This is a genomic window from Methylosinus sp. PW1 (assembly GCF_000745215.1).
GTDB lineage: Bacteria > Pseudomonadota > Alphaproteobacteria > Rhizobiales > Beijerinckiaceae > Methylosinus.
In genome coordinates this window covers 82,944-109,943 of the sequence record NZ_JQNK01000004.1, presented here as the reverse complement: position 1 = coordinate 109,943, position 27,000 = coordinate 82,944, and the positions used below count along the sequence as shown (strand labels likewise).

The following is a 27,000-nucleotide window of genomic DNA, read 5'->3' as shown; positions in this document are numbered from 1 at the left end:
TCGCGGGCGGCGTATGTTCCTTCGGCTGCTTCGGCCGCAAGCGCCCGCCAGTCGAAAATCGCAGCTCGAGAGCTCGACCGCTCTCGTCCCCCCGCCGCCGAGCCGGCGCGCGAAAATCATCTTCGACACGCTCGAGCCGCGCGTTCTGCTGAACGCCGACGTCCTCGCCGTGAATCTGGCGGCGGCGGCCCCGCAGCAGCAGGCCCATGACATCGTCGTTCAGATGGTCGATCCGGGAAGCGCTCCGCAGACGGCCGCGTCGCAATCGTCATCGACCCCCGCCTCGCCGGCCGGCCCGCAAGTCCAGGTCGTGGATCGAAGCAATTCCGTCATCCTCGCCCGGGCCGATCTTCTCGGCCTCGATCAGGTGACGATCATCGGCGGCCTCGGCGCGGACAAGGTGACGATCGACGCCCGGTCCTTCGCCGGCCATGACGCGCCGCATTTCACCTTCCTGGGCGGCGAAGGCGCCGACACGTTGGCGCTGGCTTCCGGCGATCCGGCGACCTGGACGCTTCACGCCGATGGCTCCGGCGCCGTCGCCGGCGCGGCGAATGTGAGCTTCGACGGCGTCCAAAATCTCATCGGCGGCGGCGCGGACACGCTGATCGGCGCCGTGACGGATACGAATTGGCGGATCGATGGCGCGGGCGCGGGCTCGGTCGGCGCATTCGCCTTCAGCGGTTTCGCCAATCTCACGGGCGCCGCGGATAATAGCGACACCTTCTCCTTCTCCGCCAGCGGCAGTCTCGCCGGCGCAGTGGATGGCGGAGCGGGCGGGTTCGACACTCTGGTTCTCGACGTCGGCGTGGCGCAGAGCCTCGTTTCGACGGCCACGGGGCCGGACAGCGGCACGATCGTCTATGACGGTCGTATCGTCGCCTATCGAGGCCTCGAGCCCGTCACCATCAGCGGCCAGGTGGCCGATCTTTCCTTCGATCTTGGATCGCTGGCGGGCGGCGCGAGCGGCGTGCAGGCGCGGCTGAAGGACACGGGGACGGCGATCGACGGCGTCATGACGCTCGAGAGCCTCAATGGCAAATTCGAGAGCCAGACCTTCAACGCCCCGACGCATTCGCTCGAAGTGAAAGGCGGCTCGGGGACGGACAGCGTCGACATCGCCTCGCTCGACAGCGCCTTCCATGCGGCGCTGTCGGTGAACACGCTGCTCTCGGGCTATGATCCGTTCGACGAGGGCGGCCTGCTGCCCGGAGACAATCATCTGACGCATAAGAGCGTCGTCAGCGTCTCGGGCGATATTTCGCTGCATGGCGGCGCGCTGACGCTGCAGGCCGACACGATCTATGTCGGCACGGTCGCCGATCAGACCGGCTCCAGCGGCTCCTGGACCGCCGGCGCGAGCTATGCGCATGTGGCGGCGACCGGCGGCGCCGGAGCGGGCGCCGAGGCCGCCATTATCGTCGATGCGGACGGCGTGGCGACGGCGCGGCTCAGCTCCGCAGGTGCGGGATACCGCGTCGGCGACGTGCTGACCTTCGCGCCGAGCGGCGGCGGCTCCGTGACGATGACGCTGCGCAATGTCGCGAGCTCCGCGATCGTCTCGACAGAGCTCGCGGGCGGCAACGCCGGCGAGATTCTCTTCGGGCGTCAGAAGACCAACGCCGACGGCACGACGAGTCTCGCCGGCGGCGCCCGCATCGCGCTCGGACCCGATGCGCAATTGCTCGCAGAGGCCGATACGGCGCATGGACGCAAAGCCGGCAAGATTTCGCTCGCGACCTCCGATGTCGCGACGCGTCTCGTCAGCTGGCCGGGCGATTTCACGGCGAAGGACGCCGCCATCGATATTAGAGGCGCGACCCTGCGCGGCGGCTCGATCAAGGTGAACGCCACCGCAAAGGACGTAAATCTCAACAGCGACGCGCCGGCGTCGGCCGCCGGCTTCACCGGCTCGCTGACGAGCTTGCTGGGGCAGATTCCGGGCGTCGTGCTCAGCGCCGCGACGGGCATCGATCTCTCGGTGATTCTGCGCGGCGCCGACGCCAAGATCAATGTCGACGACGCGACGATCGTCGCCGAGGGAACCGTCGACATAAAGGCGGAAACCAAGGTCGACACGCAGGTGTTCGCGATCGCTTCGGCGCTCGGCGGCGGCGGCCTCGCGAAATATACTGGCCTCGAATTCGCCGGCGGCTATGGCCTCGCGCAGAGCGACGTCGAGGCGAATATCGGCGGCTCCACCACCATCGACGCCAGTGGCAGCGTCACCATCACGGCCAAGGGCTCGACCGCGACAAAGACGGTCGCGCGCGCCTCCTCCAATATCGTCAGCACGGTCGATCCGAACGCCTCGTCCATCGCCATCGCCATAGCGCATACGGATCTGACGGCGTTGGCGACCGTGGGCGTCGATGCGGCGATCACCTCGCATAGCGGCAATGTCAATGTCATCGCCAATGGCGCGACCAAGACGACCCCGGACGCCAGCACGATCAGCGCCATCGACGGCCGCGCCGGCGTCGGCGTGGCGCTCGCCTTCGAATTCGGGACGGTGAAGGCCTCGCTCGACGGAACGATCAAGGCGGCGGGCACGGCCGCGAGCGAAAGCGAAGACACGAAGACCTTCGATCCGGTCGGCGGCGTCGACCCTTCCACCGACATCATCACGCTTCCCAAGCATGGCTTCGCCAATGGCCAGGCCGTCGTCTACACGCCCTATCTCGTCAACACATCGGTCGCCGGCTCCACCGTTCTCGCCGTGCAGGGCCAGCAGAGCGATGCGGTCGGCGGGCTCGAGAAGGGCAAGACCTATTACGTCATCGTCGTCGATCAGGACCATATCCAGCTCTCCAAGGAGCCCTCGATCGATCTCGACCCGACGGGCGTCGATCCCACCGCGACGCAGACGCTGAACGCGGTCAAAGCCAAGCTGTTCGACATAGACGCGATCGATGCGAGCGCGGATGCGATTCATATCGCCGCGCACGGCTTCGAGACGGGCGATCAGGTCTCCTATGACGCCGGCGGCGCCACGGCGATCACCGGCCTCGCCGATAAAGCTGTCTATACGGTCGACAGGGTCGATGATGCGAGCTTCCGTCTGAAGGACAGTTCCGGCAATGTCATTCAGATCGCCCAGGGCTCGGCGCTGGGAAAGCAGAGCTTCACGCGCGCGTCGGACAATAAGAAGGCCGAGGTCACGCTCGCCAGCGTGGACGCCAATGGCCGCATTCACGTCAAAAATCACGGCTTCGCGATCGGAACGCCGGTCGACGTGACCTATGATTCGCTCTCTGAAGACGATGTGACGCTCGGCGGCGTGCGGGCGGCGCATCAATATAAGCTGGTCGCCACCGACGCCGATACGTTCGAATTGCGCGACGCGCAGACGAATGCCCGGATCACGCTGACCGATCCCGGCTCCGCGGCCACACATGCGCTCGCCTATATCGGCGCCGTGAAGAGCTTCGACCCGAGCACGGCTGTCGATGGCTCGCTCGACACGATCGCCATCGCCAATCATGGCTTCAAGAGCGGCGACGCCGTCATCTATGCCGTCGACCCGACCAAATCGACGACGCTGTCGCGCGCCTTCGAGCTCGACGCGATCGACGCCACGGCGAAGACGATTCATATCGCCGGACACGGCTTCTCGAGCGGCGATCAAGTCACCTATGACGCAGGCGGAAGCACGCCGATCGGCGGACTGACGAGTGGCGCTGTCTATACGGTGCAGAAGGTCAGCGACGATCTGTTTCAGCTGAAGGATACGAACGGCGTCCTCGTCTCCGTGGCGCAAGGCGCGGCGCTCGGCGCGCACAGCTTCGCAAACGCCGCGACGCAAACGACGGCGAGCGTCACCCTGGCGCGCATCGACACGACGACAAATCGGATCTACCTGCAGAGCCACGGATTCGTCGCGACTGCGGCCGATCCGCTGCTCGTCGACTACGCCTCGCTGGAGTCGCTCGGCGCCCACGCCGTCGGCGGATTGCAGAGCGGTCATCAGTATAAGCTCGTCGTCGTCGACGCCAATTCCTTCGAGCTGCGCGACGCCACCACCGGCGCGCTGGTCACGCTGGCCGATCCGGGCGCGGCGTCCATGCATGTCATAGCCGATGATCGCGTCTATCGAGCGTCGCAAGGCAATGTGCGCGACCTCACCGCCGGCGACCGCGAGATCCGCGGCCTCACCGCGGGCGAGCAATATTACGTCGTCAAGGTCGACGACAATCACATCCGTCTCGTCGAGGACGCGAGCGAGGTCTCCGCGGTCAAGCCGATCGATCTGACCAGCGATGGCAAGGGCGACGGTCACGCTCTGGCGGCGAGCACGAACACGATCGGCATAGGCGTTCAGGCGATCCTCGACTCGCAGACGCGCGGCAAGGCCAAGCCGGAAGTCGGCGGAAAGTTCAATCCGACGAAATATAAGGACATCCTCTCCAAGCCCGACATCGCGCTCGCGACGATCTTCGGACAGGCGTCTGCGACGAGCGGCAAGAAGACGGTCACTGATCCGAACACGGGCAAGGACGTCACCAAGGACATCACCAATGACGGGCTGAGCGCCGGCGGCGCCATCGCCGTCAATGTCGTCATCAATGATGTCGAAGCGACGATCGGCAAGAACGCGACCGCAGCCAAGCCGACGACGCTGCAGACCGATCACAATGTCGAAGCGCTGGCGACGAGCACGCAGCGCACGCAGCTGATCTCGCAATCGGACGTCTCGAAATCGAAGACGAAATCGACGACCGCCAAAGCGGTCGATCTCTCCTTCGCTGTCGGCGTCTATCTCAACGACGCCAATGCGATCATCGCTGGAAACACGATCATCGACGCTGGCGAGACGGTGAAGGTCGCCTCCTCGCTCTCTTATCCCTTCCTCATCAATCCGCTCGATCTCGTTCTCGGCATTCCGCAGGATATCGTCACGCGCGGCGTCAGCGGAGTGACCGATCTTCTGGACGGCACTTTCGGCGTCAGCTCGAAATTCATGAACACTTGGGTGATGGCGCGCGCCAAGGCCCAGGACACGCAAGCGACCTCCGTCTCCGGCTCCATCGCCGTCAACGCCTATATCGATCACAGCACGGCGGTCATTCAGTCGGGCGCCCGCATCAATCAGGCGCCTCCTTCCACGACATTCAATCCATCCGCGACGCAATCGGTCACTGTCACGGCCGATGTGATGATGCAATTCGCCGAAATGGCGGGCATAGGCAAATGGTCGCTGAGCGAAAGCCCGTTCGGCAAGGCGAAATATGAGAATAAGAAAGCCGGCGAGCTGCTGCGCGGCGGCGATGTCGTCGATGTCTTCGGCCGCTCCGGCTCCAAGGCGATCGGCGGCTCCATTCTCGTCGACGATATCGAGAACACCGTCTATGCGCGTATAGAAGGCGATGCGAAAGTCGGCATCGGCGCGAGCGGCGCGCTGACCATTCATGCGACCGAGGATATTTTCCGCCTCGCCATTGCGCAATCGGGCGGCAAGACCGATGACGGCGGCCAATTCGCCTTCGCCGGCAGCGGGCTCGCACTGCGCCAACGCAGCGACGTCGAGGCCGGGCTGGTCGCGACGGCGAGCTTCGGGCCGACGATCACAGGCGGCGGCGCCGTGGACATCTCGGCGACGACCGGCGGAACCGAGGTGGAGATCGCGGGAACGATCATCGTCGCCGGCAAGGGCTCGAACGGGCTCGGCATGTCGGCGCTCGTCAATGACGTCGAGCGCAAGGTCTATGCTTTCATCGGCTCCGATCCGAGCAATGGCGGCGATCCGAATGCGACGCCGGCCGGCGCCGTGTCGATGAATGTCGGCGACACGTCTCTTTCGGCGACGACGACCGGCGTCGTCGTCGGCGTCGTCGGCACGGCGACGGTGCTGACCGGTCCGCAGGGCGCGCCGCAGAACCTCGGCTCCTCGGCGAATGATCCGCTCGACGGCATTTCGCTTCCCGCGCTGTTCGAGGAAGCGCCCAAGCCCAAGAGCGGCTATGGCGTCGCTGGAAGCGCCGGGATCAATTTCATTCGCGACACCGATCTCGCCTACATCAATGCGCGCGGCGCCATGTCGGTCGGAACTTTGTCGCTCACCGCCGATGACACGCAGACGATCGTCGCCATCGTCGGCGGCGTCGCTGTTTCGGTCAACGCCGGCACAGGGCTCGGCGGCGGAACGACGATCGGCGGCGCTTTCGCGCTCAATCAGCTCACGGCGGATACGGAAGCTTTCATCGCCGATCGGCTTGATGCATCCGGCTCGCCGGACGCCAATGGACTCGTCATCGCCAGCCATGCGGCGGCGCTCTCGACGCGCGATGAAATCTCGTTGAAGGCGACGCGCGGCGGCACGCTGGCCAGCTTCTCGGCGGCGGTCTCGGCCAATACCAATGAGCAGGGCGACGCTTTCGCCGGCTCGGTCTCGGTCAATCGCATCGTCGACACCACAAAGGCGACGATCGACGGCGCCAAGGTCAGCGCCAATGGCGATGCGGCGCTCACCGCGCGGGACGAGGCGCAGCTCATCGCCATCGGCGGCGGCGCCAGCTATACGGCGGGCGCCAAGGGCGTCGGCGCCTCGCTCGGCTTCAATCAGCTCAGCGTCAGCACGGTGGCCGGCGTGCTCGGCGAGAAGCGTCGCAGCTCGCTGACGCTCGGCGATAATCTTTCAATTCTCGCGATCGATGATCAGAAATTATGGGCTTTCGCCGTGTCGCTCGGAATTGCGACCGGCGGCGGCGTCGACAGCAAGGCGGTGGCGTTCACGCTCGGCATAAATGTCATCTCGACCGATCAGAAAATCTTCACGCGCGACAATTCCGCGCCGATTCTCGCGACGATCCAGAACGCCGATGTGATCGCCTCGGGCGTCTCGCTCGAAGCCAAGGACAATTCGGTCATCTATGCGGTCGCCGGCGCGCTCGGCGTCGGAGCGCAGGGGCAGGCCTATGGCGTCGGCCTCGGCTGGAATCAGGTCGCGCTGCAAGTGCGCGCCACGGTCGACAATTCCTCCATCACCGCAGGCGCGGGCGGTATCAGCCTGACGGCGCATTCGACGCAGGACGGGCCGATTTCCATCGCAGGCAAGATCGCGGCCGCCGCATTGGGCGGCTCGAAAGGCAATGGCGCGACGGTCGGCGCGAGCCTTTCGGTCAATGGCGTCTACAACACCATCGAGGCGATCGTCTCCAACAGCTCCACGCTGCGCACGACGGCCGGGTCCGGCGGCTCGGTGAGCCTGCGCGCGAGCGACGAGTCGACGATCAATGCGCTGACCGGCGGCGTCGCCATTTCCAGCTCTGGAAGCGCCGTCGGCGCGGCGATCAGCGCCAATTACATCGCCAATCAGGTGACGGCGAAGGTCGACGGCTCGACCATCGACTCGAATGGCGACGCCATTATTCGCGCCGAGGAGACGGCCGCGATCCATTCGCTCACGCTCGGCGGCGCCGGCGGCGACAATGTTTCCTTCGCCGGCTCGCTGTCGATCAACGTCATCGACAATAGGGTGACGGCGGCGGTCGTCGGCGCGACGTCCAATCTCTCCTCGCGCAATAATCTGCGCGTGATCGCCGATGACACGGCCAATATCGTCGCCATCGCCGGCGGACTCGCCGTCGGCGGCGACGCGGGCGTCGGCCTCGCGGCGACCAATGTCACCATTCTCGACACGACCAAGGCCTATGTCGACGGCGCCGCGACGCTGCAGGCCGGCGGCGCCGGCAACGCCTTCACCGATGCGCTGGGCCAGTCGCGACATGGCCTCTCGATAGAAGCGAACGCTGGAGAATCCGTCGTCATCATCGGCGTCGGCGGCGCCTTCGCGGGTGACGGCGCCGGCGCTGGAGCGCTCACCCTCACCTATATCGACGTGAGCGCCCTCGCCTTCGAGGATGCGCCGAGCGTGACGCCGGCGGCGGGCGCCGCGGGCCTGCATTCGGATCACGATGTCGATATCGTCTCGCATGGACATTTGTCATTGGTCGGAGTCGCCGGCGCCATCGCCGGCAGCGAGGTCGGCATTGGCGCGGGCGCGGACGCCGGCTATGTGAAGCGCCGTCTCGAGGCCTATGTCGGCGCGGGCGCGACGGCCAAGGGCGGCGACAATGTGATCGTCAATGCCCAGGGCGATATGACGATCACTTCGGTTTCGGCGGCTGTCGCCGGCGCCAGCACGGGCGCGGGCGGGCTGACCACGGGCGTCTCCGTTCTCGATCTCGTCGCCAAGGCGCATATAGACGCGGGCGCCGTCGTGCGCTCGGACGGCAATGTTCTGGTTTCCGCCGAGGACGACACCACGCTCGATCAAGTCTCCGGCAATATCGCCGCCGCGGGCACGGGCGCCGGCGGAATCGCCGCGGGCGTCGGCTATGTGAAGAAGACGACCGAGGCCTATATCGCCACCGGCGCTTCGGTGACAGCGCTGGCGAAATCCGGCAAGAGCGGAATCGTCGCCGATACGGGCGAGTTCGGCGCTCCGCCGGCGACCGCCAATGCGCAGCAGCAAGGCGTCTCCAAGGATTTCGCGACCTCCGCCGTCGACTACGGCGCCGATGCGATGAATGTCGCCGGGCATGGCTTCAGCACCGGCCAGGAGGTGATCTACACCGGCCAGTCGCTGGCGCTCGGCGGTCTGCAGACGGGCGGGCATTATTTCGTCATTCGCATCGACGACAATCATTTCGCGCTGGCGGCGGACAAGAGCGCCGCGCTGAACGGTCAGAAGATCGATCTCCTCGACACGGGCGTCGCATCGACGGCCCGCCATGTCGTGCAGACGCTGAACAGCACCGGCGTTCCGTCGGTCAGCAATAAGAATTTCAACGATCCGACGCTGGCGAATAATCGTGACCGCAAGCCGCTCGTCGCCACGCAATCGGGCGTGATCATCGTCGCGGTCAGCGTCAATGATCTGACCAGCGCCGGCGTCGGCGTCGCCATCGCAGGCGAAGGATCGGGCGCGCTCGCCGGCTCGGTGAGCGTGCACGAGATCGACACGCTCGCGCATATCGACCAGGGCGCGCGCATAAATGCGGATGAGGATGCGGGCGCGGGCGCGGGGCAAAATGTGCTGGTCGCGGCGGGCCGCGCCTATAATGGCCTCGCGATCGGCGGCGGCCTCGCGGGCTCGGGAGGCGTCTCCGTGGCGCCGGCCTTCGCCGCGCCGGTGCTCAAAGGCGCGACGGAAGCCTTCGTGCAGGGTGCGACTACCGGCAATGCTTATGACACGATCGTCAACGCCGCGGGCGATGTCGCCGTCGTCTCCCATGCGGTGACGGATGTGCTCAGCATCGCCGCGGGCATTGCCGCTTCGGGAGAAGTCGGCCTCGCCGGCTCGGCCGCGGTGATCGTCATCGACACATCGACGATCGCCTCCATCTCCGGCCGCGTGCGCGTGTCGGCGACAGGCGATGTTCTGGTCGCCGCCAAGGACGACACGACGACCTACGCCATCGGCGGCGCCGTGGGCGTCGGCATAGGCTCGGGCGGCGGCGCAGGCGCCGTCGACGTCACCTCGATCGAGAAGACGACGCTGGCGACCATCGGCGATCATGCGATCGTCGACGCCTACGCCAATAGCGCCTCCTTCATCTCCGACGCGCCGGACGGGACCTATTCGAGCAATGGCGGCTTCTCGCAGAAGACCGCGCGCGGGGTCGCCGTTCTCGCGACGACATCGGAAAAAATCGTGTCGGTCGGCGCGAGCCTCGGCGCCGGCGCCTATGCCGGCATAGCCGGCGCGGTGACGGTGGAGCTCGTCGACTCCGACACGCTCGCGACGATAGGCGACGGCGCGCAGATCAATCAGAACACGGCCGCGACCGCCGCCAATTCGCAGAGCGTCATCGTCGCCGCCACCAACAAGCTCGATCTGCTCACTTTCGCGGGCGGTCTCGGCGCCAGCCTCGGCGCCGGCGTCGGCGCCTCTGTGGATGTCGGCGTGCTGCGCAATGACACGCAAGCGCTGATCGGCGCGGCGAGCGTGCGCGCCAAGGGCGACACGGATGTGTTCGCGCTGTCGCGCTGGACCGTGAACGCCAACGCCATCAGCGCCGGCGCCGGCCTCGTCGGTCTCGGCGGCGGCATCATCGTCTATTCGATCGGCGGCAATTTTACCGACAGCTATTCGACCTCGGACGGCTCCTCCTCGGCCCTCAGCAGCGACAAATCCACCGTGCTGACTTTCGTCGAGAGCACGGTCGGCACATTGTCCGGCCGCATGCAGACGAGCGACGCCGCGTCGCCTGCGTTCGATCCGGCGCAGAAGGTGAACGGCGCCGCCGAGACGATCGATCTTGGCGCCGATCGCGGGCTGAAGACCGGCGACGCCGTCGTCTATGACGCGGGCGGCGGCAAGGCGATCAAAGGGCTGAAGGACGGCGAGGTCTATTTCGTCATCGTCGACAGCGCGCATCCGCAGCTGGTGAAGCTGGCCGCCTCTTATGAGGACGCGCAGGCGGGCCATGCGATCGATATAGACGCGGCCGGCGCCACGGGCGCGCAGCATCGTCTCGCCGCGGGCAATGCGCAGATCGCCAATATGGCGCGGAGCGCTTCGTCGGCGAACACGCCGGCGGGCCGGGTGAATTCGGCGACCAAGGCGACGAGTGGCGTCACCAGCGGCACGACCGCCGGCATATTGCAACATGCGGACATAGCGACCGGCAATCTCGATGTGATCTCGCGTGAGGCGCTCGATCTCACGGCGCGCGCCGGCGGCGTGGCGGGCGGCGCGGCGGCGCTCGGCGTCGGTCTCGCCATTGTGAGCATAGACGCGGATTCGACGGCTTTCGTCGCGCCGCAGACGACGATCACCGGAACGAATCCCGCTTCCGGCGTGCTCACCGTCTCCGCCAATCTCGACTCCAATGCGCATGTGCTGGGCTTTGCCGGCGCCATCAGCGGCTTCGTGTCGCTCGGCGGCGCGGTGTCGCTCATCGACGACACGAGCTCCGCGCGCGCCATGCTCGGCGCGACGCCCGGCGCCTCGCATGACGATTCCTCGACGATCGAGGCCTCCGCGCTGTCGGATGCGACGATCGTCACCGGCTTCCACGACGTCAGCGTCAAATCCGTCGCCAATGTGAATCATTTGCTCGCCGACGGCGCCTGGTCGGTGTCCGGCGTCGCCGGTCTCGGTGCGGCGGTGAGCAAGCTCACCATAGCGGGGACATCGCAGGCGATCGTCGGCAAGTTCACGCAGATCGGCTCCACTGCGGCGCAGATCGCCGGCGATGTGAAGATCGACGCGCAGCGCACCGTCACGGTCAATCCCTTCGACGCCAATCAGCCCATGGGCGTCGCCATTGGCGGCGGCATTGTCGGCGCGGCCGCGGGCGTGACGCTCATCACTGTCAATGGCGCGGTCGCCGCGCGCATCGGCGATGATGCGGCGGTCTACGCCGGCGGCGAGGTCGATGTTCACGGAACCAGCACGACGACCGCGAACAGTCTCGAGATCGACGGCGGCGCCATAGGCGGCATTGCGGTCGGCGCCGTGATCGCGCAGGCGAAATTCGCGCCCGTCATGGCGGTCGGCGTCGGCAAGCGCGCAATCATCCGCAGCCGCACGACGGATGTCAAAGCAACGCAGACGACCTCCGTCAAGCTGCTCGGCTATGCCGCCGGCGGCGGCTTGGCGAGCGGACAGGGGCTCGACATAGAGCTCGAGATCGATCCGACGACGACGACGACCATCGACGACGGCGCCGATATCGCCGCCACGCAATCGGCCTCGGTGCAGTCGGTGACGAATACGACCTCCTTCGCGACCGGCGACGCCGGCAATTATGGCGGCGTCACCGTCATCGAGGGCGGAAGCACGAGCACGCTGAAGAACGCCAACAGCCTGAGCGTCGGAACCGGCGCGCATATAGCGGCGGGAACGGGCCTGACAGTGCTCGCCGACACCACCAATAATGCGAAGGCCGATGGCGACGGCGGCGCCGGCGCGGTGGTCTCCATCATCGGCGCGACCTCGACGGTGAAAGCTTCCGATGCGACGACGACGACGATCGGCGGCGGCGCGCTGCTCTCCGCGGGCGGCGATCTCTCGGTCGAATCGCGCACCTCCAGCACGGCCAAATCCGCGCCGCACGCCTCGGCCGGCGGTCTCGGCGCCGATACGCGCGTCACCGGAAATCTCACCTATGGCGGCGCGACCAAGACGGATGTCGGCGCCTCGACGCTGACCGCAGGCGGCAAGCTCGACGTTCTCGCGCGCGTCACGACGCTCGATCTCAAAATCGACGCCGTCGCGGAATCGAGCGCGCTCGGCGCCAATTCCGAAGCGCATGCGACGCTGAGCCGTCCAGAGTCGGCGCCGGGCTCGTCCAGCCCCACATCCGATGCGCTGGTCGATCTGCACAGCGGCGCCACGCTGAATGGCGGCGGCTCCGTCAATGTGAAAGCGCGCCAGGAATCCGTCACCAGCCTCGCGAGCGCCGACGCCACCACCAATGGCCTCGGCGCCTCGACCAACAGCTATGCGAAGAATGATTTCGATGTGACGACGCGCGTCGTGGCGGAGAGCGGCAGCGCCGTCCATACGCGCGCGCTGACGGTCGAAGCCTATGGCTCGCCCAATGTGTCGGGCTTCGTCGATGCGAGCTCGCATGGCGCTCTCATCGACACGGGCTCCGAGCATCCGTCGCAGACGATCGCCTATCGGCGCACGATCGATTTCAACGCCGATGTGTTCCTGTCCGGGCCGCCGGCGCCCGAGCTCGTCATCGACGCCGCCGGAAATATCGTCAAGCAGCAGGGCATAGGGACGGTCACATTCCAGAACGGCGTCTTCATCGTGCCGGATATCGTCAACACTTCGACCGCCGCCGGCACGGCGACCTTCTCCATTCCGAGCTGGGGGCAAGATCCGACGCCTGCAGGCTATGGCGTGACGCCGGGCGAGGATTCGATCAAGGGCTCGCCCAAGATCACCTTCCTCACCGCTTTCGATCATGTCCTCATTCAGAATGCGTCGAATTTCGATGTTCGGATCGGGCTCATCAATCCGCTGGCGGCGACGCCCAATTTCGCGCAGAACGTCGTCGTCGATGTGACCTATAAGAAGGACTTCCTGCCGGTCACGACGGCCGATCCGGGCCACACAGCCGTCACCATCGCCAACACCTCGACCGCCGCGCGCACCAAGGTGACGCTGAACGACGCCATTCTCGACGCGCTCGGCCCGGTGTCGATCACGACCGCGAATGGCGATATCGTCGCGAATGCGAATGGCCGCATAGAGGCGACCACTCTGTCGCTCTCGGCGCCGAAGGGCGCGGTCGGCGCTTCGGCCGCGCCGATCCGCGTCGCTTCGACGCGCCTCGACGCGCTGGCGCGCGATGGAATCGTCATCAGCGAGACGGGCGATCTAGAGGTCGGCTCGGCGAGCTCGACGGGCGGGACCGTGAGCCTTTCGGCGACCGGCTCCATTCTCGACGCCGACGCCAGTGTCGCGGTCAATGTGAGCGCGCCCAATCTCATCCTCAACGCCGGCGGCGGATCGATCGGCGCGAAGGCGGATGCGCTGCGCATAGACGCGGCGCGCGCGGCCGGCTCCTTCATCGGCTCGGCCAAGGGCGATGTGGTCGCGACGGATGTCGCGGGCGGCCTCGGAATCGGGACCGTCGCCTCGACGACGGGCGACATCGTCGTCGCGACGCGCGACAGCAATGCGGTCGGCGAGGACATCATCTTCGGCGCGACCTCCTTCATGAGCGCGACATTGGGCGCTGCGTCGCTCGCCGCCGGCGACAATATCGTCATGGCCGTCGGCGCGACGTTGAACGCCGCCAAGACCGCGACATTGACCGGCGACGTCGGCGACTCCGATTCCGGGGTCGGCGCGCTGATCGATCTCGAGGGCGCGATCACAGCGGCGGCCGTGTCGGTCGTCGGCGGCGCCGATCGCGACACCATCGTCATTCGTGGCGTGTCGGCCAATGCGCCCACGACGGTGACGACCGGCGGCGCGGAGAATGTCATCCTCATCGGCAGCCGCGCGAGCGCGACGACCAATGCGAGCGGCGAGCTGATTGCAACGAGCAATGCCGGCGGCAATCTCACGACGATCGTCGGAACGCTGACCGTGACCGGCGCGAATGACAAGCTGGCGTCGCTGGATCTCGACAATTCCGGCTTCGCGCAGGGCGTGACGGGAACCGTCTCCGATAGCGAGGTCGCCGGCTTCGGCATGACCGGCAAGGTCGTCTATAGCGATCTTCGCTCGCTCGCGCTGCATCTCGGCGCCGGCGCCGACACGGCGACAGTGCGCTCCACTGCTGCGGCGACCATCACCTCGCTGTTCCTCGGCGATGGCGCCGATTCCGTCATCGTGTCGGGCGCCGACGCGACGGTGAACAAGCTCGCGGGAACACTCATTCTCGACGGCGGCGCCGGCGCCGACACGCTGCTCGTCGACGACAGCGGCGATACGGGGGCCAATGCGGGCGTCATCGGCGGCGCCAATGGCAATCAGATCTTCGGCTTCGGCATGGGCGGAACCGATCAGACCGTGGTCGATCCGAACAAGGGCGTCACCTATGGCGATTTCGCCACTGTGACGGTGAAGGCCGGCTCCGGCGCGGACTCCATCTCGATCGCGGCCAGCTCGACGGATACGATCGTCGATGCGGGCGCCGGCGCGGACGCCATCACGCTGGGGCCGAACCTCGCCAATATTCGTGGCCATGTGCTCGTGCGCGGCGGCGGCGATGCGGGCGACGCTTTCTCGGTGAGCCCGACGGTCGACTCCAATCTGACGCTCGACGCCGCCTCGGCGACGCGCAGCCGCATCACCGCGGTCGGAATGGCGCAATCGGTCGAATTCGAAGGCGTCGCGGCGACCACGATCGCGCTCAGCGGCGCGACGATGAACAATGTCACGATCAATGGTTCGGCGACGCCGATCATCGTCGACTCCAATGGCGCGGTGGACAAGATTTTCGTTCATGGCGCGGGCAAGGCGACGACGATCAATCTCGGCGCGGGCGACGATCAGGCGATCGTCTATGGAACGAGCGCGCCGCTGCTGGTCACCGGCGCTGGCGCCGCCGACAAGCTCACTGTCGATCTCTCCGGCGCGCCGGCCGCCACGACGACAGGCGTGATCCATGACGGCGCCGCCGTCGGCGAGGGAATCGTCTCCGGTCTCACCGCCGGCGACGTCGCCTTCCGCTCTCTGGCCGAGGTCGATGTGAAGCTCGGCGACGGCAATGACACATTCACGCTCGACGTCCATGCGGCGACTCTTCCGGCGACCATCGTCGGCTTGTTCGGCGGCGGCGGCGATGATCTGATCGAGGCGCGCAGCGTCAGCACGGCGCGCACGATCGTCGATGGCCAGTCGGGCAAGGATACGCTGCAGGTCGAGATCGCGGCGCAGCCGATCGCCAATCAGTTCACCTCCATCGACAAGACGGTGGAGCAGCTCATCGTCGATAATTCGGCCAATTCGACGGTCGCGATCGCTTGGACTCTGCTCGACACCGACCTTCAGGCCGCGGCGCTCCCTTCCGGGTCGCCGGTCTCGGTGATCTCGACGGCCGGCGCGGATTTGACGCGCATTCTCGGCGGCAAGACGGGAACGGACACGCTCGATGTCGTGTCCACCAGCACGGCCAATGTGAATGTGGCGATCGACAATAATCGCATCACGCTGCAATCGGGCCTCGTCGTCGTGACTCAGCCTGATCCCGCGAATGATTTCGACACTTATCGCAATTACGACAAGGCGCTGAATTTCGATGGGCTGAACCAGGGCGACATCGCCTATGCGTCGAACGGCTTCCGACTGTCGACCTCCAACGCGCTCGGCCTCATTCGGTCGGACGCCATCAGCCCGGCGGCGCAAGCGCGCACAAATAGCGATGTGCTGACGTTGCAGGCGGCGCGCGCCGACGGAACGCCGAATGGCGACGGCTTCACGCTCTATTCGCTCGAGCTCGCCAATACGGCGGCGAGCGGAACGGCGGTCGTCGTTCTGACGGGCCATACGCTCGGCGGACAGTCGGTGAGCGCCGAGCTGAGCCTCGCCGCCGGCGCTGGCTTCCAGCGCTTCGACACTTCGCTCGCGAGCTTCTATGGGCTCGACAGAGTGACGCTGACGGCGAAGGACGCCTCGACGCCCTTCGGCTCGATCCTCGTCGACAATATCGTCGCGGTGGACGATCTGCCCAATGCGGCCGCGACCGTCGCGCCGGCGACCGTGCCGACCTATACGATCTCGAATGATTTCTCGATCGACACGACGGTCTATTCGGGCCAGTGGGTCTGGATCCACTCGGGTAAGATCGAGGTCAATTACAATAATGGCGGAGCGTCGGTCGACGACACGCTCGATTTCACCAATGGCGGCTGGTGGTATCTGGGCTATAGCCAGTCCGGCTTCTCGATCACCGCCGACGCGAGCGCCACGGGCGCGAACAATGGCATGGTGTCGGTGAATTTCGCCGGCGATCTCAGCCTGCCCGCCGGGCTGAAAGTATCCGCGGCGGGCGCCAATGCGCTGTCGCTCAATGTCGCGAACAATGTGCAGCTCGCCGACAATGTGACCTTCGATCTCTCGGCGCATAATCAGACCGCGGGCGCCGGCGGCGGCGCGGCGGGCGGCTTCGGCGGCGCCGGGTCGGGCGCGGTCGGCGGCTATGGCGGCGGCGGCGGATCCAATGGCAGCCTTCCGTCCAACTTCACTTTCCAGGGAACGACCGCCGCGGGACAGGGCGTCGGCGGTCCCTATGGCACGGGCGACAACCATGGCGGCAGCGGCGGCTATGGCTCCCCGAGCTATTACGGCGGCGGCGGTGGCGGCGGCGGCGGCGGCGGCGCCTGGGATGGCTTCGGCCGCGGCGGCGGCATAGGCGGCGACGGCGGCTGGGGCTATTACGGCAATTGGGGCGGGTCCGGCGGCGCGGGCGGGCTCGGCGTCGGCAATCAGTATAATGGTTCGGCCGGGGGTGGCGGCGCCCAGGGCTATGCCGGCTATGGCGGCTCGGGCGGCGGCGGCGCCTATGGCGCCTATGACATCGTCAATGGCCAACGCCTGCGCGACGGCGACGGCTATGACGGCCAGGGCGGCGGAACCGGCGGGACCGGCGGAACCGGCGGCGATGGCGTCGGCGGCGCCAATTCGGCGACCGGCCTCGCTATCTCCGGCGGCATGGGCGGCGGCGGCGGCGGTGGCGGCGGCGGCGGCGGCTCGGGCGGCGGCGGCGGCGGCGGCGGCGGCGGCAATGGCCGCCATTGGACGAGCGGCTTCCTCGGCCTCACCGATAATTACATCGGCGGCGGCGGCGGCGATGGCGGCGGCGGCGGCGGAGTCGGCGGCAATGGCGCTGCGGGCGGCCTGGGCGGCGCGGGCGGCGGCGCATTCCAGCTGGTCGCGCAGGGTCAAATTCGGGTCGGCAATAGTGACGCCTTCACAGCGGTCGGTGGCGCGGGCGCGACCGGCGGCTCCGGACAGAGCCCCGATCCGAATCGCGGGCCGACCTCGAGCGGCGGCGGCGGCGGCGACGATTCCGACGCTCATCACGGCGGCAATGGCGGCCCCGGCGGCGCCGGCGGCCCCGGCGGCGACGGCGGCGACGGCGCGGGCGGCTCTGGCGGAACCATCAAGCTCTATGCGACCGATCTCACCAATGGCGGCGCGACGCTGAAGACCTCCGTCACGACGTCCGGCGGCGTCGGCGGCGGAACCGCGCCGAAAGGCGGCGAGGGACGCTTCATTGTCGGCAGCAACACCTCGCTCACCTTCTCGAGCGGCGGCGCGGTGTCCGGCAATGGCGGCCAGACGGCTTTCGCCGCGACCGATCCGGGCGTCGAGCATTTCACCGGCCCGCGTCAGTCGAACGCCTATATCGCCGGCGCGCCGCTGACGCCGACCATCGTCGGTCTCGCGGGCGGCGCGGACATATATGGCGTCGTCTCCGGGCTCGACGCCGCCTCGATCGACTTCAACACCACGACGCCGCAGCTCGATCATGCGCCGTCGGACGCGCTGCTCGCGGTCATGCTGCTCGACAAGGGCGTCGGCTCGCTGAGCCAGGATTACACTGGCTTCGATGTCCTGCTCGTCGCCAATGTGTCGACGATCAATGTCGCCAATCCGACGCTCAGCATCGACGGCGCCACGGCGCAAGCGCTGAAGACCAATGGCGTCGGCGCCGATCAGGCGCTGACGAGCCTCGCTCCGGGCCAGGTGTGGGCGACGCTGGTTCCGGAAGGCAGCGCGCATAATCACACATTCACGGCGTCGATCGGCGTGAACGCCTCCGGCGCGACGACGCTCACCGGCAATACGCTGTCGCTCGGCGGCAATGTCCAATATCTCTCCATTGCGCGCCCATCGGCGCCGACCGTCGCGCAGCTCACCGGCTTCGACGCCATAGCGGCCGATCCGGGCGCCGATCACATCTTCGGCGTCTCCACCGCGACCAGCTCGCTCGTCGTCGTGAATGCGCACGATGGATCGCAGCGCCAATTGTTCAAGGAGGCGCAGAACGGCGTCTCCGGCCTCTCGAGCGTCTCCAATGTGCTCGTCACCGGAGCCGACGGTTTCGTCATCACCGAGAGCGCGACGACCGGCAGGCTGGCGACATTCAAGCTCGCCTCGGCGACCGGCGATCTTACCTTCGCGCAATCGCAATCGGATGGCGGCGCCTATTACGACTCGATGCGCTATGACGCATCGACAAAGGTGCTGACGACGACGGGCTCGGCCGGCCTGCGCAGCTATTCGCTGAACACGACGACCGGCGCGCTCACTTTGATCTCCACTCAGTCCGGCGCGAGCAGCGCCGCGACGGAAACGATCGCGCAGAATGGCTTCACCTATTCGGTGAACGCTTCGACCGGCAGCCTCACCGCTTCCAATGCGACGACCGGCGCCTCGCAGACGCTCTCCGGCGCGGCCAATGGACTCGTCGGCGTCTCCGATGTGGCGGCGAGCCCGGACGGCGGCTTCGTCTATGTTACGAGCCAGAGCGGCAATACGCTCTCTGTCTTCCAGGTCACGAATTCCAAGACGCAGCCGCTCGTCTTCGTCGAGACTCTGCGCAATGGCGCCAATGGCGTGCGCGGGCTCGACGCGCCGACCGATGTCGCCGTCACCGCCGATGGCCAATATGTGCTGGTGACGGCGCGCGGAGCCAATGACATCTCCGTGTTCCAGCGCGACCAGCAAACGGGCGCGCTCGGCTTCGTCCAAGTCGTGCGCGACGCCGTAGGCGGCGTGCGCGGCCTGCTGACGCCGACCTCGCTGATCCTCGGGCCGCAGAACGGCTCTTCGCTCACAGCCTATGTCGGCAGCCTCGGCTCGGCGACGCAGCAGGGCGGTCTCGCGACATTCAATGTCGATCTCTCGCCCAAGGCGCCGCCGATCGCATTCGCGACGGAGCACACGGATATAGAGTCGATCGGCGTCACGACGGGCGTCGGCGACGACACTGTGTCGCTCGTCTCCGCGCCGCCGGCGATCGTCGGCGCGACCAAGGTGAGCACGGGCGAAGGCTCCGACCATGTCGTCGTCGCCGATTATCGCGGCGCGACCAGCGTCGATCTCGGCGCCGGCGCGGACAGTCTCGATCTGCGCGTCGTCAACGCCAAGACGGCGGCCGACACGCTCGCCATTCATGGCCGAGCGGACGCCGACACGATCGATGTGCAGAACACGGGCGCAGGCGCGACGACGACGATCGACGGCGACGCCGGCTCCGATGTGATCACGATCGAGAAGGTGGGCGCCGCGACGCATACCACCGTCTCCGGCGACGCCGATGCGGATATTGTGCGCATCTCGCTTTCCAATCTGCCCGCCGATGCGGCGACGACGCTGCATGGCGACGCGCCGGGCGTCGCGCCCGGCGACACGCTGATCGTCGATCCGCAGGATCCGAACGCCTCCATACTCGTCGGCGGAGTCGCCGGCCTGCCGATCCCGCAGACCAATGGCTCGATCAGCCTCGCCGGCAAGGGGGCGGTCGCCTATGACACTTTCGAGGGACTGACGGTTCTGTCGTCGCCGATCGTGTCCTTCTCCGCGCCGAGCTACTCGACCTCGGAAGGTTCGAGCGTGACGCTCACCGCCAATGTTCAGGCGCTAGGCTCCACCAATTCGTTGTCCGGTCCGGTCGCCTTCGACATAGACGGCGACGGACAGTTCGGCGAAGTGACTGGAACCGCTCTCGGCGGCGGCGTCTATCGCGTGACGCTGCCTTGGGATCGCCTCGTCGATCTCGGCCTCGCGGACAATGGCGTCTATACGATCGCCGTGCGCGCGACCAATTCCGACGGGCTCTCCACGACGGCCGTGTCGAATATCCAGATCGCCGACACGCCGCCGGCGGTCGTCGTTTCCGGAGCATCGCATTCCGCATCGGTCGGAACGCCCTTCACCATCGGCTTCACCGCCACCGATCCGTCGCCGATCGATCGCGTGCTCGAATGGCGCGTCGATTGGGGCGATGGTTCCGCTGTCGAGACTTTCGGCGCCGACGCCACACAGGCGAGCCATGTCTATGTCGCGCCCGGCAATGTCGCGATCCGCGCCACTGCGGTGGACAAGGACACGGTTCCGACCGGGGCGACCTCCGCCGCCTATGCGGTGACGGTCGGTCTCACGGCGAATAATATCGATACGGGCGGCCCCTATCGCATCGCGGAGGGTCAGTCGCTCACGCTGACCGCGCAAGCGACCGGCGCGCCGCTCTCCTATGGTTGGGACATCAATAATGATGGGACGATCGACAAGAGCGGCGCGACGGCGAGCTTCTCCTGGAGCGAGCTGACGGCGCTCGGCGTCAATGACAGCGGCGTCTATTCCAACCCGCATGTGATCGTCGGCTATGCGACGATCGGCTCGGCGACGCCGACGACGATCTCCAAGGCGGTCGGCGTGACGGTGGACAATGCGCCGCCGAGCTTCGTCTCATTCGTCAATAGCGGCCCGGTGAGCGAAGGCGCGGCCTCCGCGACAGTGACATTCTCCGGCGTGACCGATCCGTCGCCGGTGGACGCGGCGTCGCTGACCTATCGCTATGATTTCGACAATAATGGAACCTTCGATCTCGTGCAGGGCGCGGGGCCGGCGACGGTTCCCGGCCAATATTTGCGGCAGAGCGGCGCGCTGCTCGTTCACGGCCAGATCGTCGACAAGGATGGCGGCGTCGCCGACGCCTATACGACGATCACCATCAATGAGGTTGCGCCGACGCTGACAGTCGCCGGCGCCACGACGGCGGATGAGGGCGCGATATACAGCTTGTCGCTGTCCGCGACCGATCCGGGCGCCGATAAGATCAAATGGTGGGATGTGAATTGGGGCGATGGCGCGCAGGATCACATTCTGATCGATGCGGCCGCCGCCAATGGCAATGTCGTCGCCACGCATAGCTATGCGGATAATGGCGCCTATACGATCAAGACCGGCGCGACCGACAATGACGGCGCCTATGTCGCCGCCGACAAAATCGTGACCGTGCTCAATGTGGCGCCGACGCTGCAAAATGTCGTCGTCGCGCCGGCCGCGGGGCCGGGATCGGCCGAGATCGCCGAGAACGCGTTCGCGCGCCTCAGCGGCCGCATCGTCGATCCGGGAACGCTCGACAGCTTCCGGCTCAATGTCGCCTGGGGCGACGGGCAGAGCGAGATCGTCGATCTTGCCGCCGGGGCGCTCAATTTCGATGTCGCTCATCGCTATGTTCAGGACGGCGTCTATACGATCACGACCAATATCGTCGACAAGGATCAGGGCGCCAGCGCGCCGACGGTTCTGAGCCTGACGGTCGACAATGTCGCGCCCGTCGCCGGCGCATTGAGCGTCGTTCCGAGCACATCGCAAGAGGGCTCCTCCGTCACCGTCTCTGGCGTCTACACGGACGCGGGACCGCTCGATCTCCATACGATCGCGATCGATTGGGGCGATGGCTCGAGCTCCGCGAGCGCGGGCGCCGGCGCGACGATTATCGTCGATGCGGTCAATCGCGCCTTCACCGCGACCCATGTCTATCTCGACAATCCGGCCGCGGGCGGCAACTACACGATCTCCGCGATCGTGACCGACGACGCCGGGGCCAAGAGCAATGTCTCGACCGCCGCTGTCATCGTGACGAATGCGGCGCCGATCATCGCCGATCTCACGCTGAACAGCGTCGCCGCGCAAAAGCAGACGATCGGCGGCGCGCTCGCTTCCAGCCTCACTATCGACGAGAATGGGACCGTGACCTTGCTGGGCCGCTTCGCCGACGCCGGCGTCCTCGACACGCATTCGGGCGCTGTGGTCTGGGGCGACGGCGGCGCCTCTGCGCTGACGATCGACGAGGCGAGCCATACATTCACGGCGACGCATCGCTATCTCGACGACAATCCGACGGGAACCGCGGCCGATGATTATCGCATCGATCTGACGCTTTCCGACAAGGATGGCGCCTCGGCGACGATCAGCGCGGCGGTCACTGTGGCGAATGTCGCGCCGGTCTTCGCCACCTTCACCAACAATGCGGCGGAAGTCGGCAATGTGCTGCCGGGCGAGCCGGTCGTGCTCACCGGCGTCTTCGCCGATCCGGGAACGCAGGACAGCTATACGCTCATCGTCGATTGGGGCGATGGGACGGCGGCCGAGACGCTCGCCTATGCCGCGGGAACGCGCGACGTCCAGCTGACGCATAATTATCGCGATCCGGGCTTCTGGGCGATCTCGGCGCATCTTTCCGATGATGATCTCGGCGTCGCGACCGCGACCACCGAGGCGCGGCTCACCGGCGTCGCTCTGCTCGACGGCGTGCTGCGCATCGCCGGCACGCCACAGGACGACACGGTGATCGTGCGCAAGCCGCTCGAGCCCGTCGCCTATTGGAACTTCAACGAGACGAGCGGAACCGCCGTCGCCGACAGCGCCGGAGCGCCGCAGAATGGAACGCTCTATACGAATCGCGCGCCGGATCGCGCCGATCCGGGGCCGTCCGCCGCTTTCGCGCCCTTCGGCGCGGCCAATTCGATCGAGTTCCACGACGACAAGAAGGAATATGTCGCCGTCGCCGACGATGCGGTCTTCAATCTCGCGAGCGGCGCGGTGCAGCTCTGGTTCGACGCCAATGATCAGGATCATGGCTGGGGCGACACGCAGGTCTTGTTCTCGAAGAGCAAGAGCGGGCTCGGCGCCGGCCAGCTGACCATCGGCCTCGATCATGGGACGCTGTTCGCCGAGCTCGAGGGCGTCGATGCGACCGGGCGGCTCGACGTCTTCCGCGTCGAGGGCTGCGACGACGTCGCCTGCGGCGATTGGCATAATGTCGCCTTCACCTTCGGCGAAGCCGGCATGAAGCTCTATCTCGACGGCGCGCTGGTCGGCGAGAACGCCTATACGGGCGGATTGCAGGGCAATCACGAGGCGATCGTCATCGGCGCCTCCAACGCCGATAATCGCAACACCTCTGGCAATCTCTCCAAGCTGACGATCAGCGATCCTTTCTCCGGTCACATAGACGAGGTCTCCGTCTATGGCCGCCAGCTGAGCGATCAGCAGGTTCGAGATGTGATGCAGAAGGGCGCGCGCGGCGCCAATGATCCCAATGGCGCGACCATCGAGGTCTATGCGAGCTTCCTGCCGATCATCGGGCAGAATGTGATCAAGACGTTCAACGCCGCCGATGTGAAGTCTATCATCATCGCCACGGGCGGCGGAAACGACATTGTGACTGTCGATGCGAGCGTCGATGCGCCGCTGACGGTGAAGGCCGGCGACGGCAATGACACGGTTCGGGCGGGCTCGGGCGCCTCGGCGCTGCTCGGCGGCCTCGGCGACGACACGCTGGTCGGCGGCGCCGCCAGCGACGTCATTCTGGGCGGCGACGGCGCCGATTATATCGTCGGCGACGGAGGGAATGATTTCATCGACGGCGGCGACGGAATCGACACGGTGTCCATGCCGATCGTGCAGCCGACCGCCTATTGGTCCTTCGACAATGTCGCGAATGGCGTCGTCGCCGACGCGGTCGGAACGCCGCAGAACGGGACCTTCTATGGCGCGTCCCTGCACGGATCGGACGACGGCGGCGCCGGCGCGACATTCCATGGCGATGCGCGGCAATATGTGGCGGTCGCCGACGATGCGGCGCTGCATTCGGTGAATGGGACGATCGCCTTCCTGTTCGACGCCGGCGACGATGGACGCCACAGCGATCAGGTGCTGTTCGCCAAGAACGGCTATGGCAATAATGAGGGCGATCTCACCATCGGAATCGCCGACGGCCGCGTCTATGCGCGGCTCGAGACGGGGACGACCTCCTATACCGTCGCCAGCTGCGACGATATCGGCTGCGGCTGGCGTCAGCTCGCCTTCAGCTTCGGCGCCGACGGCATGAAGCTCTATATCGACGGCGCGCTGGTCGACGCCAATTCCTACAGCGGCGGCCTCGCGAATAATCGCCAGGCGATCGTGATCGGCGCCTCCGACGAAGCGAACAAGAGCCAGACTGGCGATCTCTCCAAGCTGAGCATCACCAAGGCGTTCCGCGGCTCCCTCGACGAGGTGGCGGTGTTCGGCCAGGCGCTGAACGGCGACCAGATCCGGCGTCTCGTCGTCTCGGGTCCGCGGCTGGCCAGCGCCGGCCCCGGCCTCAGCGGCGCGCTTTCGGATTATCAGCTGTCCTTCGTCGGCGGCGCGCTTCAAGTCGCCGACACGCGGCCGGCGCTGCCGCAAGGCGTCGCCTATTGGTCGCTCAATGAGGCGCGCGGCTCTACCACGCTGGCGGATAGCGCCGGCGCGCCGCAGAACGCCACTTTCGTGACGAAGCTCGCTTCGGACCTCGGCAACGCCGGGCCTTCCGCGAGCGCGGCGCCGTTCGGCGCGAGAACATCGGCGGCCTTCCACAAGGATCCGCGCGGCTATATCGCCGTCGCCAATTCCGACGATTTCGCGCTCGACAATGGCGCGATCCAGCTCTGGTTCGACGCGAGCAGGACGCAGGGAACGCAGACCTTGTTCTCGAAGGACGGCGCGCGGGCGGAGGACGGGCTCACCATCAGCCTCGTCGGGCAGCGCCTCGAGGCGAGGCTCGACGGCCATGTCGTCGACACGCTCAATATCGTCTCGGCCAACACGTGGAACCAGCTCGCCTTCACCTTCGGTCAGGGCGGGATGAAGCTCTATCTCAATGGCGTGCTCGTCGGCGAGGATTCCTACACCGGCGGCCTCGCCGGCAATCATGATGCCATTGTGATCGGCGGCTCCAACGCCAGCAATTCCGACGCCTCCGGCGATCTCGCCAAGCTGCGTGTGACCAACGCCTTCGGCGGGCTCATCGACGAGGTGGCGATCTTCGGCGGTTCCGTCGATCAGGCCTTCGTGCGTCGGCTGATGAAGGAGGGCGCGCAAAAGCTGATCGTAGAAGGCGCGGCCGGGCCGACGATCGACGGCACGGATCAGCTCGAAGGCGTCGAGCGTCTCGTCTTCGGCGATGGAACGTCCGCCTATGTGCTCGGCGGCGCCAACCCCGCGACGCTGAGCGCGGCGGATGTGCAGGCGCTCGCCGGCAATGGCCAGCTGGTCGTGCTCGGCGACGGCGGCCAGCCGCTGCATCTCTCCGGCGCCTGGGGCGATATCGGCCAGCGCGCCATCGGCAATGTTCTCTACGACGTCTATCACAACAGCGGCGCGCAGCTGCTCGTGCAGTCCGGCGTGCAGGTGACGGCCGATCAGCAATTGCTGACGCCGATCGCCTATTGGACCTTCGACGGCGCCGGCTCCACCGTCGCGGACAGCGCTGGCGCTGCGCAGAACGGCGTGTTCTACGCCAATGGCCGGCCCGATCGTGACGACGCCGGCCCATCGACGGCCATCGCGCCCTTCGGCGCGGGAATGTCGGCCGACTTCCACGACTCCAGTCGCGAATATGTGGCGGTCGCGAATGATCCGGCTTTCGCCGTCGCCAATGGCGCGATCACCTTCTGGTTCGACGCGCGCTCGACCTTCGGGCAACAGACGCTGTTCGCCAAGGACGGCGCCGGTCTCGGCGGCGGCCTGACGATCGGCCTCGATGGAAATCATCTGGTCGTGCAAATGGAAGGGCCGAGCGGCGTCTACTCGATCCGCTCGACCGCGACGGTGGCCGCCGGGGCGTGGCGCAATCTCGCTTTTACCTTCGGCGCCGGCGGCATGAAGCTCTATCTCGATGGCGCGCTCGTCGGCTCGAACGCCTATGCCGGCGGTCTGACCGCGAACCAATCCGCGATTGTGATCGGCGGTTCAGACGAGGCCAATGTCGGGGCGGCGAGCGATCTCTCCAAGCTGAAGATCACCAAGTCCTTCGACGGCCATATCGACGAGGTCGCCTTCTTCGGGCAGGCGCTCACCGCCAATCAAATCCAGCAGGCCGCCGTCGCGGGGGCCTTCGGCGTGGCGAGCGTCGATGTTCCGATCACTTTCGTTCCCCCGCCGCCGCCGCCCGCCCCTGGTCCCCATTGCTCGGACCTCGACGATTGGCTGTGGCTCGAAGCCGAGCACAAGCGCAATCACGCCGATCACGGCGGACACGCGCTGGCGGACGATGGCTGGCGGTTCGATTGGTAGCGGCGTGGGAGGGCCGCGCAGCGCTGTAATATGACCGTCATACAATGATGCGAATCGTGACCTGCGCTTTAGAAGCATGAAGTAGAGCGTGCTGGTTTTCAAAACGGAGTGGTGGTTATGGATCAGGTCGAGTCGAATGTGCAGCCCGCCGCCGATATTGTAGACGGCGTCCGCCAGTCGGCGGTGCTCTGGGACGACCGCAACATGGTCACGCATTTCGCCAATGTCGTGAACATTCAGAGCACGCTCGAGCAAGTGGACCTGTTCTTCGGCACCAATAAGACCTGGAACATCGGCAACGAACGTCAGGTGCATGTCGAATTGACCGATCGCGTCATCCTCAGCCCTCATGCGGCCAAGCGTCTCAGCGTCGCGCTGGCCGGCGTTCTCAAGGAATATGAGAGCCGTCACGGCGCGTTGAAAATCGACGGGCGCTGAGCGCGCCGCACCTTTGGCGCGGTGGTGAC

2 protein-coding genes are annotated in these 27,000 nt (G+C 66.5%); both read left to right on the top strand.

Annotated features, from left to right (window positions below; all coding sequences use genetic code 11):
- Nucleotides 1-13: 13 nt before the first annotated feature.
- A complete protein-coding gene (locus K369_RS03875; protein ID WP_036288031.1) occupies nucleotides 14-26,533 on the top strand; it encodes a LamG-like jellyroll fold domain-containing protein in 26,520 nt (8,839 codons plus the stop codon).
- A gap of 117 nt (nucleotides 26,534-26,650) precedes the next feature.
- Nucleotides 26,651-26,971: a DUF3467 domain-containing protein gene (locus K369_RS03870; RefSeq protein ID WP_198033013.1), complete on the top strand. Its 321-nt coding sequence runs from the start codon at nucleotides 26,651-26,653 to the stop codon at nucleotides 26,969-26,971.
- Nucleotides 26,972-27,000: the final 29 nt, after the last annotated feature.